The sequence below is a fragment of the Bradyrhizobium murdochi genome (assembly GCF_000472965.1).
Taxonomy (GTDB): domain Bacteria; phylum Pseudomonadota; class Alphaproteobacteria; order Rhizobiales; family Xanthobacteraceae; genus Bradyrhizobium; species Bradyrhizobium murdochi.
Genome location: NZ_AXAU01000008.1, coordinates 251,805 through 266,973, shown reverse-complemented (window position 1 = coordinate 266,973; position 15,169 = coordinate 251,805). Strand labels below are relative to the sequence as shown.

General features: G+C 63.3%; 12 protein-coding genes. 4 read left to right on the top strand and 8 right to left on the bottom strand.

The features are described from left to right. Window positions 1-65: 65 nt before the first annotated feature. Together atpA and YUO_RS0117795 are read right to left on the bottom strand one after the other, a co-directional pair. Window positions 66-1,595 carry a F0F1 ATP synthase subunit alpha gene (atpA, locus tag YUO_RS0117800; RefSeq protein WP_028348510.1) on the bottom strand — a complete coding sequence of 510 codons (1,530 nt, stop codon included), beginning with the start codon at window positions 1,593-1,595 and terminating at the stop codon, window positions 66-68. After that, window positions 1,595-2,155, bottom strand: coding sequence for a F0F1 ATP synthase subunit delta (locus YUO_RS0117795; protein WP_028348509.1), 561 nt, complete (start codon window positions 2,153-2,155; stop codon window positions 1,595-1,597). Before YUO_RS0117795 ends, atpA begins: the two co-directional genes overlap by 1 nt. 176 nt (window positions 2,156-2,331) lie before the next feature. Here YUO_RS0117795 and YUO_RS48485 point away from each other — a divergent pair, with 176 nt between their 5' ends. Next, complete coding sequence (locus YUO_RS48485) at window positions 2,332-2,466, top strand: hypothetical protein (RefSeq protein ID WP_283806412.1); 135 nt, start codon at window positions 2,332-2,334, stop codon at window positions 2,464-2,466. 332 nt (window positions 2,467-2,798) lie between these two features. Further along, window positions 2,799-3,293: a septal ring lytic transglycosylase RlpA family protein gene (locus YUO_RS0117785; protein WP_028348508.1), complete on the top strand. Its 495-nt coding sequence runs from the start codon at window positions 2,799-2,801 to the stop codon at window positions 3,291-3,293. A gap of 229 nt (window positions 3,294-3,522) precedes the next feature. On the opposite strand, the gene YUO_RS0117775 is transcribed toward YUO_RS0117785, so the two are convergent. Next, a complete protein-coding gene (locus YUO_RS0117775; protein WP_028348507.1) occupies window positions 3,523-5,733 on the bottom strand; it encodes a primosomal protein N' in 2,211 nt (736 codons plus the stop codon). Window positions 5,734-5,882: 149 nt separating this feature from the next. Between YUO_RS0117775 and YUO_RS0117770 the strand changes: the two genes are divergently transcribed. Both YUO_RS0117770 and YUO_RS0117765 read left to right on the top strand, forming a co-directional pair. After that, a complete protein-coding gene (locus YUO_RS0117770; RefSeq protein WP_028348506.1) occupies window positions 5,883-6,854 on the top strand; it encodes a tyrosine recombinase XerC in 972 nt (323 codons plus the stop codon). A gap of 115 nt (window positions 6,855-6,969) precedes the next feature. Next, complete coding sequence (locus YUO_RS0117765; protein ID WP_028348505.1) at window positions 6,970-7,560, top strand: DUF4337 domain-containing protein; 591 nt, start codon at window positions 6,970-6,972, stop codon at window positions 7,558-7,560. A 150-nt stretch (window positions 7,561-7,710) separates the two neighbouring features. Here YUO_RS0117765 and YUO_RS0117760 read toward each other — a convergent pair whose 3' ends face one another. From YUO_RS0117760 to YUO_RS0117740, 5 genes are all read right to left on the bottom strand, one after another. Beyond that, complete coding sequence (locus YUO_RS0117760; RefSeq protein WP_028348504.1) at window positions 7,711-8,241, bottom strand: hypothetical protein; 531 nt, start codon at window positions 8,239-8,241, stop codon at window positions 7,711-7,713. Window positions 8,242-8,477: 236 nt separating this feature from the next. Then, entirely contained in the window at window positions 8,478-9,878 is a 1,401-nt protein-coding gene (gene lpdA / locus YUO_RS0117755; RefSeq protein ID WP_028348503.1) for a dihydrolipoyl dehydrogenase, read from the bottom strand. Between the two features lie 37 nt (window positions 9,879-9,915). Next, entirely contained in the window at window positions 9,916-10,662 is a 747-nt protein-coding gene (locus YUO_RS0117750; protein WP_028348502.1) for an SDR family oxidoreductase, read from the bottom strand. Window positions 10,663-10,741: 79 nt separating this feature from the next. Beyond that, entirely contained in the window at window positions 10,742-11,983 is a 1,242-nt protein-coding gene (gene odhB / locus YUO_RS0117745) for a 2-oxoglutarate dehydrogenase complex dihydrolipoyllysine-residue succinyltransferase (protein ID WP_028348501.1), read from the bottom strand. Window positions 11,984-12,143: 160 nt separating this feature from the next. Beyond that, the gene (locus YUO_RS0117740; RefSeq protein ID WP_028348500.1) at window positions 12,144-15,101 is read right to left on the bottom strand and encodes a 2-oxoglutarate dehydrogenase E1 component; all 2,958 of its coding nucleotides are present in this window, start codon (window positions 15,099-15,101) and stop codon (window positions 12,144-12,146) included. Between the last annotated feature and the right edge of the window lie 68 nt (window positions 15,102-15,169).

The window sequence follows — 15,169 nt, the reverse complement described above, 5'->3', positions numbered from 1 at the left end:
CAGGCCCGACCGCAAGCCACTCTTTCGTCGGGCCCGGCTAGCAGCCGGGCCGCAACGGCAAATCCTCAAGAAAACGTCTTGGCGTAACCTTCGACCACGGTCTTCAGCTTGCCGGCGAGATCGTCGGAGAGGTCGCGGCTGTCGCGGATGCCGTTGAGAATGTCGACGTTCTTGCCGCGCAGCAGCGACAACAAACCGTCCTCGAAGGCGCGCACCCTGTTGAGCGGAAGCGGGTCGAGATAGCCGTTGGTGCCGGCCCAGATCACGCAGACCTGCTCTTCCATCTTCAGCGGCGAGAACTGCGGCTGCTTCAGCAGTTCAGTCAGGCGCGAGCCGCGGTTCAGGAGGCGCTGGGTCGAAGCGTCGAGGTCGGAGCCAAACTGCGCGAAGGCCGCCATTTCGCGGTACTGCGCCAGCTCACCCTTGATCTTGCCGGCGACCTTCTTCATCGCCTTGGTCTGCGCCGAGGAGCCCACGCGCGACACCGACAGACCGACGTTCACCGCGGGACGGATGCCCTGGAAGAACAGGTCGGTTTCCAGGAAGATCTGACCGTCGGTAATCGAAATCACGTTGGTCGGAATGTAGGCCGACACGTCGTTGGCCTGGGTTTCGATGACCGGCAGCGCCGTCAGCGAGCCCGAGCCCTGGTCCTTGTTGAGCTTCGCCGCGCGCTCGAGCAGGCGGGAGTGCAGGTAGAACACGTCGCCCGGATAGGCCTCGCGGCCCGGCGGGCGGCGCAGCAGCAGCGACATCTGGCGGTAGGCGACGGCCTGCTTGGACAGGTCGTCATAGATGATAACGGCGTGCATGCCGTTGTCGCGGAAGTACTCGCCCATCGTGCAGCCGGTGAACGGTGCGATGTACTGCATCGGCGCCGGGTCGGACGCGGTGGCGGCGACGACGATCGAATATTCCAGCGCGCCCTGCTCTTCCAGCACCTTGACGAACTGGGCAACGGTCGAGCGCTTCTGGCCGATCGCGACGTAGACGCAATACAGCTTGATGTTCTCGTCCGGCTGCGCGTTGAGCGGCTTCTGGTTCAGGATGGTGTCGAGCGCGATTGCGGTCTTGCCGGTCTGACGGTCGCCGATGATAAGCTCGCGCTGGCCGCGGCCGACCGGGATCAGCGCATCGATCGCCTTGAGGCCGGTCGCCATCGGCTCGCTCACCGACTTGCGCGGAATGATGCCGGGCGCCTTGACGTCGACGCGCTTGCGTTCGGTGGCCTGGATCGGGCCCTTGCCGTCGATCGGATTGCCGAGCGCGTCGACGACGCGGCCGAGCAGGCCCTTGCCGACCGGCGTATCGACGATGGCGCGGGTACGCTTGACGGTCTGGCCTTCCTTGATCTCGCGGTCGGCGCCAAAGATCACGATACCGACGTTGTCGGTTTCGAGGTTCAGCGCCATGCCGCGGGTGCCGTTCTCGAACTCGACCATTTCACCGGCCTGGACATTGTCCAGACCGTAGACGCGGGCGATACCGTCACCGACGGACAGCACCTGCCCGACTTCGGTAACCTCAGCCTCCTGGCCGAAATTCTTGATCTGGTCCTTGAGGATCGCGGAAATTTCCGCGGCGCGGATGTCCATCAGCCTGCCTCTTTCATCGCGTGCTTGATCGAATTGAGTTTGGTGCGAAGCGAGCTATCCACCATGCGGCTGCCGAGCTTGACCACAAGGCCGCCAATGATGGAGGGATCGACTTTCACGTTGAGCGCGACGTCCTTGCCCGTCACCGATTTCAGTGCGGTCTTCAGCGCGTCGAGATTCTTGTCACTGAGCTGTTCGGCGACGGTGACGTCGGCGGTCGCCTCGCCCTTGAACTTCGCCACCAGCGCGCGGAAGGCGCGGATCACATCGGCGACGGCAAACAGCCGGCGGTTGGCGGTCAACACTTTAAGGAATTTGGCGGTGGTGCCGGTAATTCCCGCCTTGTCGAGCAGGGCATTGAGCGCCTTGGCCTGCGCATCTGCCGAGAAGACCGGGCTGCGGACGAGGCGCTTGAGATCGGCGCTTTCGTTCAGCATGACCTCGAATTTATCGAGATCGGCCCTTACCGCGTCGACGGATTTCTCCTCGCGCGCCAACTCGAACAAGGCCGTAGCATAACGGCCGGACACTCCCGAAACGGACGGATCTTCAGCAGCCACAGAGACGCTCTTTTCAGATGTCAAACTCGCAAGGGAAAAACCGTCGCCGCGGGTAGCAGCGCCTAGCGATCCAAGCCCTTGGAATTCAAGCGGGACTTCGATTTTCGACCGGCACGAGAGGTGCCGGGATCGTTAAAATCGCGGCTTTGCTAACATAGCAAGCGCGCAGGTGCAACATGACGGCGCATGCGGGCGATGCCTTTGTCGCACGTCAATTTTCAGGCCCGGCCGAATACAGTTTGACGGTCAGGCGCGCCGGAATTTTTGACTCGGCGCTTGCAGGCGATCTGGATCGTTCCCCGATCGGCTGATTTGTTCCACCCGTATCTGCATGGCCGCTATGACCGATAACGTTCGGAACGAATCCGGCGGATCGCCTCCATTTCATCATTACTTGCGCAAATCTTTACTCGATGTGCGATGACTGTATTGTTAAGTAATACTGAGTATTGACTTCGTTAAAAACCTATTAACGCGCAAGATTACGGAATATCACTCGACGGTAACAAGATATGTCACCGCGATACATTTCCGATTTACTGCCCAATTCACGCCTCATTGCCTCATCAAACGGCCTCCTGAAGTTGGGACGGGGGTTCCATTTGTCACGTATGTGGCAAATACTATCTGAGGGACTAGTTTAATGTTGCATACCAATAATGTGATGCCGGGAACTCTAACCCGGTCGCGCACGGCGCTCGCCTTGATCGCCGCAACTCTCCTGGTCGGTGGCGCCGTCACCGAAGCTTCCGCAAAATCCAGGCATCATCGCCATCACCACCATCACGCCAGCAAGGCCAAGACGGCTGGCGGCAACTGGCTGGACGCCAATGCCTCGACCGGCTCCCAGAGCACCGGGCGCGGCTTCTCGGGAAAGGCCTCCTTTTACGGCAATGAATCCGGCAGCAAGACCGCATCCGGTCAGCGCTTCAACCAGAACGCCATGACCGCGGCCCACCGCTCGCTGCCGTTCGGCACCAAGCTCCGCGTCACCCATCGCGGCCAGAGCGTGATCGTCACGATCAACGACCGTGGCCCCTTCATCCGGGGTCGCGTGCTCGACCTCTCCAAGGGCGCGGCCCGGGCCATCGGCCTGACCGGCGCCGGCGTCGGCCACGTCACCGCCGAGGTCATCTAAGGCGCGCGATCGCGCGCCGTTTCCGGTCCATCAGATCGCGTAAGCGTTGCGTTGCGTAACCGCCTGCGGAAGTTTCCGCGGCAACAAAGGCCTGCCGTCGCAAAATGACGGCAGGCCTTTTTTTGTTCACCTCTTTGCCGTCATTCCGGGATGGTCCGAAGGACCAGACCCGGAATCTCGAGATTCCGGGTTCGATGCTGCGCATCGCCCCGGAATGACGGCATAGCAATCATAAAAAGCTCTGCGGATCGACGTCGACTTCGAGTTTGAGATTGCCCTTGGTCTTCGGACCCGCAGCGAGCCACTCGCGCAAATATTCCGAGAGGTCGACACTGCGTAGCGACTTCACCAGGATCCGGAACCGATAGCGGCCCTTGATCACCGCAAGCGGCGCTTCGGCAGGTCCCAGCACCTGGATGCGCTCGTCGATCGGCGCCACAGCGGCAAGGCGGCGCGCAAAGCCTTCCGCGGTCGGCCGGTCGCCTGCGGAAATGATCAGGCTGGCGAGCCGGCCGAACGGCGGATAGCCGGTGCGCTCGCGTGAGTCGATTTCGCTGGCGTAAAACGCCTCACGGTCGTTGGCGACCAAGGCCTTCATCACGGGATGCTCGGGCTGATGGGTCTGCAAGTACCCGACGCCGCGGCCCTGATCGCGCCCCGCACGCCCGATCACCTGGTTGAGCAGTTGGAACGTGCGCTCGGCCGCGCGCGGATCACCATTGCCGAGGCCCAGATCCGCATCGACCACGCCGACCAGGTTGAGCCGCGGGAAATTATGGCCCTTCGCGACCAGCTGCGTGCCGATGATGATGTCGACGCGACCTTCGGCGATTTCGTTCAGCTCGCTGCGCATCGTCTCGATCGAGGTGATCAGATCACTCGACAGCACCATGGTGCGCGCTTGCGGAAACAGCGCAGCCGCCTCCTCCAGCAGCCGCTCCACGCCCGGACCGACCGCGACCAGCGATTCCTCGGCCTGGCAATGCGGGCAGATGTTCGGCCGCGGCATCGAGAAGCCGCAATGGTGGCAGACCAGCCGCTGGCGAAAGCGGTGATCGACCAGCCAGGCGTCGCAGATGGTGCAGGCAAAGCGATGGCCGCAGGCGCGGCATAGCGTCAGCGGCGCGTAACCGCGGCGGTTCAAGAACAACAGCGCCTGTTCGCGTTTCTCGATCGCGAACCGAATTTGCTCGGCGAGCGGCGGCGAGATGAAGCGGCCGCGCGGCGGCGGTGCACGGCGCAAATCGATCGCTTCGATATGAGGCATGTGTTGGCCGCCGAAGCGGGACGGCAGCGCGACGCGCTGATAGCGTCCCTTGCGCGCATTGACTTCCGATTCGACCGACGGCGTTGCGGACGCCAGCACGATCGGGATTTTGGCGATATGCGCGCGCACGACTGCCATGTCGCGGGCATGGTAATGCGCGCCGTCATCCTGCTTGTAGGCCTGGTCGTGCTCCTCATCGACAATGATGAGACCCAGATCCGCATAGGGCAGAAACAGCGCCGAGCGCGCGCCGACCACAACAGGCGCTTCACCCGCCGATATCGCCGCCCAATTGCGCTGCCGTGTGCGCGGCGTCAGTTCGGAGTGCCATTCCAGTGGGCGCACGCCGAAACGCTGGGCGAAGCGGTCGAGGAATTGCCCGGTCAACGCGATCTCCGGCATCAGGATCAGCGTCTGCTTGCCGCGCCGGACGGCTTCCGCAATCGCCTCGAAATAGACTTCCGTCTTGCCCGATCCGGTGACGCCGTCGAGCAGCGCGACGTGAAACGTGCCGTTGGCGGCAAGCGCGCGCATCATGTCGACCGCCGCGCGCTGCTGGTGCGAAAATTCCGGCTGCGCAAAGGACGGATTGGGCGCCGGCGGCGCCAGCGGCGGCGGCATCGCCTCGATGGCGAGCGTCCCCTCATCGACAAGGCCGTCGACCACGCCTGAGCTCACGCCCGCCTCCCGCGCCGCATCCGACTTGCCGTGCAGCAGGCCGTCCGACAGCACCTCGATCAGCCGCCGCCGGGCCGGCGTCAGGCGCTGCGGCGCTGGGCCTACCAGCCGCACGCCGAGGCGCATCCGTTCGGGCCCGAGGTTTTCGCCCATCCGCAAAGCCATGCGCAACACCATGCCGCGCGCGGACAGCGTGTAATTGGCGACCCAGTCGACGAGACTGCGCAACTCCTCCTTGAGCGGCGGCACGTCGAGCTTTTCGCCGACGTCCTTCAGGCGGTTGTGCAGGCGCGGATCGGGATTGGCGTTCTCCGCCCACACCACCGCCACCACTTCCCGCGGCCCGAGCGGCACGCAGACCACATCGCCCGCCTTCAGCTCCATGCCGCGTGGCACGCGGTAGGAATAGTTCTGATTGAGCGCGACCGGCACCAGCACGTCGACGACGCGGGTCGACGAGGCCGATGAGCTGGTTTGGCGGGTGGCGTGGTCCATATCAGGGGGAATCAGGCTTGAGGTATCCGGAGCGAAGCTAGCGCCGCCCCGGCCGGTTAGCGAACGGTAAACGAAAGAGGTGCGATATAATGCGCTGAATCACCGTCTCCAAGACAAGCTCTCAAGGCAAGCTCTCGAAGGCAAGGATGATGGCCAGGGAAGTTCCGCCACTGCAAGCGATCGAGCTCGATTGCGTCGACGACGGCCTCGCGCGGGAGACGACGCGCTGGCTGACGCATCTGCGCGCCGAACGGCGGCTATCGCCAAAGACGCTCGAAGCCTACGCCCGCGACCTCCGCCAATGCCTCACTTTCCTCGCCGAACATTGGGGCGACAGGGTCACGTTGAAGAGGTTTGCAGCGCTGGAAGCCACCGACGTCAGGGCTTTCATGGCGATGCGCCGCGCCGACGACATCGCCGGGCGCTCACTGATGCGGGCGCTGGCCGGCCTGCGGTCGTTCGGCCGCTATCTCGAACGGGAAGGCAAAGGCAAGGTCGGAGCCTTGTCCGCGATCCGCGCGCCGAAAATTGCAAAAAGCCTGCCGAAGCCAATCCAGATGGCTGCCGCCAAGCGCTTTGCCGATGCTGACGAGCGCATCGGCGAGGAACGTGATCCCTGGATTCTCGCGCGCGACGCCGCGGTGATGGCGCTGCTTTATGGATCGGGCCTGCGCATCTCCGAAGCGCTGGGACTGAAACGCCAGGACGTGCCCAGACCGGGCGAAGGCGATGTCATTATCGTCACCGGCAAGGGCAACAAGACCCGCATGGTGCCGGTGTTGCAAAATGTGCTGGCGCTGATCGCCGATTACGTTGCGATGTGCCCGCACTCATTGCCGCCGGCCGGCCCGATCTTCGTCGGCTCGCGCGGCGGGCCGCTTTCCCCACGGATCATCCAGCTCACCATGGAGCGACTGCGCGGCGCGCTGGGGCTACCCGACAGCGCCACCCCGCACGCGCTGCGGCATTCTTTCGCAACCCATCTGCTCAGCCGCGGCGGCGATCTGCGCGCGATCCAGGAATTGCTCGGCCACGCCTCGCTCTCGACCACGCAGATCTACACCGGGATCGACAGCGAGCGGCTCTTGGAAGTGTACAAGAGCGCGCACCCGCGCGGATGAATCTCAGCGCTCGGCGCCGACATACTCCCGTCACATCGATGGCCTCTTAGCTTGCCTCTTGCGCTCGTGTTGCGGTTCCGGCAATCGTGCGCCGTCATTCTGGCAGGAGGAATTTATGGGGGCACATGAAAGCATGGAGCATGCGGAGCATGCCGAGCACGCTTCGGGGTCGAACAAGAAGATCGCGTTGCTGATCGCGGTGATCGCCCTGTTTCTGGCGCTGTCGGAAACGCTGGGCAAGGGCGCACAGACCGAAGCCATCAGCAAGAATGTCGAGGCTTCGAATCTCTGGGCATTCTTCCAGGCCAAGAGCATCCGCCGCACCGTGGTGCAGGCGACCGCTGAACACGCCAAGCTCAGCCTCGGCACCGTCGGCGACGATGGCGCAAAGGCGGCGCTGCAAAAGCAGATCGACGACTGGAATAAGACTGCGCAGCGCTATCGCTCGGAGCCGGAGACCGGCGAAGGTTCGGAAGAGTTGGCAAAACGCGCCAAGCGCGCCGAGCACGAGCGCGACGAGGCGACCGCAAAATATCACCACTACGAAATCGCTTCAGCCGCCTTCCAGATCGGCATCGTGCTGGCGTCCGCCACCATCATCACCGGCATGATCGTGCTGGCCTGGGTCTCCGGCATATTGGCAATCGCCGGCATCGGCATCACCGCGCTCGGCCTCTACGCCCCGCATCTGCTGCATTTGCATTGAGGTTGTCATCACCCGCCAACGGGTCGGCCGAATGGCCGCCCGATGACAGGCTCCGGCGGGTGATCCAGTACGCCGCGGCCTGTCGGCTCAAGCACGACCTTCTCTGGGATACTGGATTGCCCGGTTAAGCCGGGCAACGACAGTGAAGAACTACCGTGCCTCGTGCACGCTCTTGCGGAAGCGCGCGATCGTGCGCAGCATGCGCGATGACCAGCTATCACCGTCGCCACGCAAGATTTCCCGGATGCGCTGCTTGATTGGATGGACTAGGGCGGCCGCCTTGGCGCGCATCGCCATGACGAATTCATAGGTCTTCTTGAACCACGCCATTTGCAGCAGCTTCGGCCGCGTGACGTCGAAGATGAACGCGGTGACGCCGACGCCGAGCAATTTGCCGAACACGATCACAACCGCGGCGCTGAACCAGTATTGGTGCGCCAGTAGCCAGAGCCCGGCCAGCTTGAGCGGAAACAGTGGAATCACCGGCACCGCAAATACGATCAGCGTCATCGCCGGCGACAGCGCGTCGACCCGATCGGACAGCCATCGCTTGAAGGCGCGAAGCGGAATCAGCGCAACGATGCGCTCGACGATCGGCTCGAGATGATCCCACAGCCAAGCTTCGATCAGGAAGATGACCGCAAGCAGGACCCAGAACGGCTGAAGTAGGCGGCGCATCATCGATCGTGATCTCTAGAGAGGAATGAGGTCCTTGATTGGTCGCGCCGCTCGATCTCTATGTTCAAAGCATGGTGTTTTCGGGAATGGGATAGTTCTACTGTGTCCTCTCATCCTGAGGAGCCCGCAGGGCGTCTCGAAGGATGTAGGCCACGGACGGGACCTCATGGTTCGAGACGCGCTTCGCGCTCCTCACCATGAGGGTTTATCGCTCTTACCCAGCATGTATCGGGTTCCGATTACATATGGATGGCGCGCTTGCCGACCGCAAGCGCGGCTTCCTTGATCGCTTCCGAGCGGGTCGGATGCGCGTGACAGGTCCGCGCCAGATCCTCGGCAGAACCGCCAAACTCCATGAGAACAGCGGCTTCCTGAATCATTTCGCCGGCCTCGCGGCCGACAATGTGCACGCCGAGCACGCGATCGGTCTTCGCATCCGCGAGAACCTTCACAAAACCCTCAGTGGTCTGGTTGACCTTGGAGCGGCCGTTGGCGGTGAACGGGAATTTGCCTGAGGTGTAGGCAACGCCGGCCTGCTTCAGCTCTTCCTCGGTCTTGCCGACCGACGACACTTCGGGCGTGGTATACACGACGTTTGGGATAACATCGTAGTTCATGTGGCCCGCCTGCCCTGCAATGATCTCGGCGCAGGCAACGCCTTCATCCTCGGCCTTGTGCGCGAGCATCGGTCCCGCCACGACGTCGCCGATCGCATAGACGCCCTTCACGCTGGTCGAAAAATGCGCGTCGATCTGCACGCGGCCGCGGTTGTCGAGCGCGATGCCGGCTTCCTTGCAGCCGAGCCCTTCGGTGTAGGGCACGCGGCCGATGCACACCAGCACCACGTCGGTCTCAATCGTTTCCGCTGCGCCGCCCGCCGCCGGCTCCACCGTCGCCTTCAACATCTTGCCGGAGGCGTCGACCGCCGTCACCTTGGCGCCGAGCTTGAATGCAAAGCCCTGCTTTTCGAGGAGGCGCTGGAATTGCTTTGCGACTTCCCCGTCCATACCGGGCAGGATGCGATCGAGGAATTCGACGACCATGACCTCGGCACCAAGCCGTTTCCAGACCGAGCCGAGCTCCAGCCCGATCACGCCTGCGCCGATGATCAGAAGCTTCTCCGGCACCTTCGCGAGCGACAGCGCGCCGGTCGACGACACCACGCGCTTCTCGTCGATCTCGATGCCCTTCAGCCGCGCGATGTCGGAGCCAGTGGCGATGACGATGTTCCTGGTCTCGACCGTCTGCGACTTGCCGTTAGCGTTGACCTCGACCTTGCCGGCGCTAAGGATCTTGCCGGCGCCGTAGAGGACGTCGATCTTGTTCTTCTTCATCAGGAAATCGACGCCCTTGACGTTGCCGTCGATGCCCTGCTGCTTGAAATTCATCATCGCCGGCAGATCGAGCTTTGGCGCGGAAATGCTGACGCCCATCTTGGCAAAGGAATGTCCGGCTTCCTCGAACATTTCGGAGGCATGCAGCAGCGCCTTCGACGGCATGCAACCGACATTGAGGCAGGTGCCGCCCAGCGTCGCGTTTTTCTCGACCACGGCCACTTTCATGCCGAGTTGCGCCGCGCGCACCGCGCAGACATATCCGCCCGGACCGGTGCCGATGACGACGAGATCGTAGGAAGCCATGATGAAGTCCTGTTAGCTTAAGATAAGGTGTCAGGTGTTACCGGCCGCCCGATACATCCAGGATGGCGCTGGTGACGTAGGAAGCCTCGTCCGAAATCAACCAGACGATGGCGTTGGCGATTTCTTCCGCAGTACCGACGCGCTTCATCGGCACCATATGCGCGAGCCGATGCGCGCGATCGGGTTCGCCGCCGGAAGCATGAATATCCGTATCGATCAGTCCAGGCCGGATCGCGGCGACCCGAATGCCCTCTCCGGCAACCTCATAGCCAAGGCCGATGGTGAAGGAATCAACCGCGCCCTTGGACGCCGCATAATCCACATACGTATTGGGGGACCCGAGTTTCGCCGCGACCGAGGAAAGATTGACGATGACTCCGCCCGCGCCGCCGTTGCGGGTCGACATCCGCTTCACGGCTTCGCGCGCGCACAGGATGCTGCCGGTGACGTTGACCGCCATCATGCGCTGAATGCGCTCGGCCGACATGTCCTCGACTCGTATCGACGGGCCGACAATGCCGGCATTGTTGACGAGCGCGCCAAGCGTTCCGAATTCGTCGGCGGCCTTGAACAGCGCGAGAATGTCCGCCTCGCTGCCGACGTCGCATTTCACGGCGATCGCCTTGCCGTTCTTGCGTTCGATCTGCGAAACGACTTCCTTCGCCGCGGCTTCATTGCTGGCGTAGCCGACCACGACGCGAAAACCGCGCGCGGCGGCGGCGATTGCGGCCGCACGGCCGATGCCGCGGCTGCCGCCAGTGATCACAACAACCTTGTCCGTCACATCAGGCCCCACAAATCAACGTGCATGATCCACGGCTTGTGACGCCGGCGTGAGTGCCGGCGCCGGCAAGCGTGTTGTGTCAGAGATCCAGCACCAGGCGCGCCGGATCTTCCAGGCTCTCCTTGACGCGCACCAGGAACGTCACCGCCTCCTTGCCGTCGATCACGCGGTGATCATAGGAGAGCGCCAGATACATCATCGGGCGGACCTCGATCTTGCCACCGACCACCATCGGCCGCTCCTGAATCTTGTGCATGCCGAGGATGCCGGACTGCGGGGCGTTGAGGATCGGCGTCGACATCAGCGAGCCGTAGATACCGCCATTGGTGATGGTGAAGGTGCCGCCCTGCATCTCGTCGATCTTGAGCTGGCCGTCGCGGGCGCGGCGGCCGAAATCGGCGATCGACTTCTCGATGTCGGATATCGACTTGTGGTCGCAGTCGCGCACCACCGGCACGACCAGGCCCTTGTCGGTGCCGACGGCGACGCCGATGTGGTAGTAGTTCTTGTAGATCAGGTCAGAGCCATCGATCTCGGCATTGACGGCCGGGATGTCCTTCAGCGCCTGCACCACCGCCTTGGTGAAGAAGCCCATGAAGCCAAGCTTACTGCCATGCTTCTTCTCGAACACGTCCTTGTACTGCGCGCGCATCGCCATGATGTGGCTCATGTCGACCTCGTTGAAGGTCGTGAGCATCGCAGCGGTGTTCTGCACGTCCTTCAGCCGCCGCGCGATGGTCTGGCGCAGCCGCGTCATCTTCACGCGCTCTTCGCGCGCGGCATCATCGGCCGGCGATGGCGCGCGGACCTGCACGGAAGCGGCCGGCTGATTTACCGGGGTCGGCGCCGACGCCGCTTTCTCGATCGCGGCCAGCATGTCGCCCTTGGTGACGCGGCCGTCCTTGCCGGAGCCGGGCACGGTCGCGGCATCGATGCCGCTCTCGGCGGAAAGTTTGCGCACCGAGGGCGCCAGCGGCGCGTCTGCTGCCGCAGCCTTCGGAGCCGCAGCAGGCGCAGCGGCGGGCGCTGCAGCCGGAGCGGCGGCCTTGGCGGGTGCGGCCGCGGCCGGCTTGGCGGCGCCGGCCGCGCCTTCATTGATCTGTCCGAGCAGCGCGCCGACGGCGACGGTCTCGCCGTCCTTGGCCGCGATCTCGCCGAGCACGCCGGCGGATGGCGCCGGCACTTCGATGGTGACCTTGTCGGTCTCGAGCTCGACCAGCGGCTCATCCACCGCCACCGCGTCGCCGGCCTTCTTGAACCAGCGGCCGATGGTGGCTTCCGTCACGGACTCGCCGAGCGTCGGAACACGAATTTCAGTCATGGTATGGTTTCCTCAGTAACCTTAAGCGTCATTTAATTCCAAAGTGGTCATCGCCCGCGTAGGCGGGCGATCCAGTACGCCGGGACGGTCGTAGTCGAATTCGAGCGCCATCGGGTACTGGATGCCCCGCCTTCGCGGGGCATGACACAGGATAAGAAGGCTAGTTCAGCGCCTCATCCAGCATGGCCTTGAGCTGCGCCAGATGCTTCGACATCAAACCGGTGGCGGTTGCCGCCGAGGCGGCGCGGCCAGCGTAACGCGGACGCCGGTTCGGCGCGTGGATCTGGTTCAGCACCCATTCCAGATAGGGCTCGATGAAGTGCCATGCGCCCATGTTGCGCGGCTCTTCCTGGCACCACACCACTTCCGCATTCTTGAAGCGGCCGAGCTCCTGTACCAGCGCCTTCAACGGCACCGGATAGAGCTGCTCGATGCGCAGGAGGTAGATGTCGTCGATGCCACGCTTCTCGCGCTCCTCGTAGAGATCGTAATAGACTTTGCCCGAACACAGCACGACGCGGCGGATTTTGTCGTCCGGCGCCAGCCTGGTCTTCTCGTCTGTCAGCATTTGCGCGTCATCGTACAGAATGCGGTGGAAGGTGGTGTCCGCGCTCAGTTCGTCGAGCCGCGAAACCGCGCGCTTGTGCCGCAACAGCGACTTCGGCGTCATCACGATCAGCGGCTTGCGGATCTCGCGATGTAACTGGCGCCGTAGCACGTGGAAGTAATTCGCCGGCGTGGTCGGATACACCACCTGCATGTTGTCTTCGGCGCACATCTGCAGGAAACGCTCGAGCCGCGCCGAGGAATGCTCCGGTCCCTGCCCTTCATAGCCATGTGGCAGCAGGCAGACGAGACCGGACATGCGCAGCCATTTGCGTTCGCCGGATGAGATGAACTGGTCGAACAGCACCTGCGCACCGTTGGCGAAGTCGCCGAACTGGGCTTCCCACATCGCCAGCGCCTTCGGCTCGGCCAGCGAATAACCGTACTCGAAGCCGAGCACCGCCTCTTCGGACAGCAGCGAGTTGATGACCTCGTAATGGCCCTGATCGTGGCCAAGGTGGTTGAACGGCGTGTAGCGGCTCTCGTCTTCCTGGTCGATCAGCACCGAATGGCGCTGCGAGAAGGTGCCGCGTTCGGAATCCTGGCCGGATAGCCGGACGTGGTGGCCTTCCTGCATCAACGTGCAGAAAGCCAGCGCTTCGCCGGTCGCCCAGTCGATGCCGACACCGTTGTCGATGGCCTTGGCGCGGTTTTCCAGGAAACGCTGGATCGTGCGGTGAACCCGGAAACCGTCCGGCACCTTGGTGATCTTGCGGCCGATATCCTTGAGGATACCGACATTGACGCCGGTGACGCCGCGGCGGGCGTCTTCTTCCTGGTCGGCGGATTTGAAGCCGGCCCATTTTCCGTCGAGCCAGTCAGCCTTGTTGGGCTTGTAGCCGGAGCCTGCCTCGAGCTCGGCATCGAGCCGCGCGCGCCAGTCGGCCTTCGCCTTCCCGACCTCGCCTTCGGTCAGCACGCCGTCGGTGACCAGGCGCTTGGCGTAGAGTTCGAGCGTCGACGGATGCGAGGCGATGTGCTTGTACATCACCGGCTGGGTAAACGCCGGCTCGTCGCCTTCGTTATGGCCGTGCCGACGGTAGCAAAACATGTCGATCACGACCGGCTTGTGGAATTTCTGCCGGAACTCGATCGCGACCTTGGCGGCGAACACCACCGCTTCCGGATCGTCGCCGTTCACGTGGAAGATCGGCGCATCGATCATCTTCGCCACGTCGGACGGATATGGCGAGGAGCGCGAATAGCGCGGATAGGTGGTGAAGCCGATCTGGTTGTTGACGATGAAATGCAACGAACCGCCGGTGCGATAGCCCTTCAGGTCGGAGAGGCTGAAGCATTCCGCCACCACGCCCTGCCCCGCGAACGCCGCGTCGCCATGCAAGAGCAGCGGCAGCACCGAGATGCGCATGTCGGGCGGATCGCCGTGCTGATCCTGCTTGGCGCGCACTTTGCCGAGCACGACCGGATCGACGATTTCGAGATGCGAGGGGTTGGCGGTCAGCGACAGATGGATCTTGTTGCCGTCGAACTCGCGGTCGCTTGATGCGCCGAGGTGATACTTGACGTCGCCGGAGCCTTCGACGTCCTCGGGATTGGCGGAGCCGCCCTTGAATTCATGGAACAGCGCGCGGTGCGATTTGCCCATCACCTGGGTCAGCACGTTGAGGCGGCCGCGGTGCGGCATGCCGAGCACGATTTCCTTTACGCCGAGATTGCCGCCGCGCTTGATGATCTGCTCGAGCGCCGGGATCAGCGATTCAGCGCCGTCGAGACCGAAACGCTTGGTGCCGGTGAATTTGAGATCGCAGAATTTTTCGAAACCTTCGGCTTCGATCAGCTTGTTGAGGATGGCGCGGCGCCCTTCCGGCGTAAAACTGATTTCCTTGTCCGGACCCTCGATGCGTTCCTGGATCCAGGCCTTCTGCGCCGCGTTCGAGATGTGCATGAACTCGACGCCGAGCGTCTGGCAGTAGGTGCGCTCGCAGATCGCGACGATCTCGCGCAGCGTGCCGTATTCGAGGCCGAGCACATGGTCGAGGAAGATCTTGCGGTCGAAATCGGCCTCGGTGAAGCCGTAGGTCCGCGGATCAAGCTCCTCGCGATCGCGCGGCGCCTCGATGCCGAGCGGATCGAGCTTGGCGTGGAAATGTCCGCGCATGCGGTAGGCGCGGATCAGCATCAGGGCGCGAACCGAGTCGCGCGTCGCCTGGTTGACGTCGGCAGGGGACAGTTCGGCGCCCTTGGCCTGCGCCTTGGCGGCCAGCCTGGCGCCAACGGCCTTCTCGACGGTGACCCAGTTACCGTCCAGCGCCGAGGTCAGTTCGTCCTGCGGCGTGATCGGCCAGTTGTCGCGGCCCCAGGACGGGCCCTCGGCGTTCTTCTGGACGTCGGCCGAGGGGTCTTTCAGGCTCTTGAAGAATTCCTGCCAGTCGCTGTCGACCGAGCCGGGGTCCTGCTCGTAGCGGGCGTAGAGCTCGTCGATATAGGTGGCGTTGGTGCCTTGCAGAAAAGAGGAAAGGGCAAATGCTGCGTTCGCGTCCTGGCGAGACATGATGACGTCCTGGTGAGTTTCGCTTTGCGCATGGAAAACGGCGCTGTAGCCGGTCCGGAAGGCCCGAA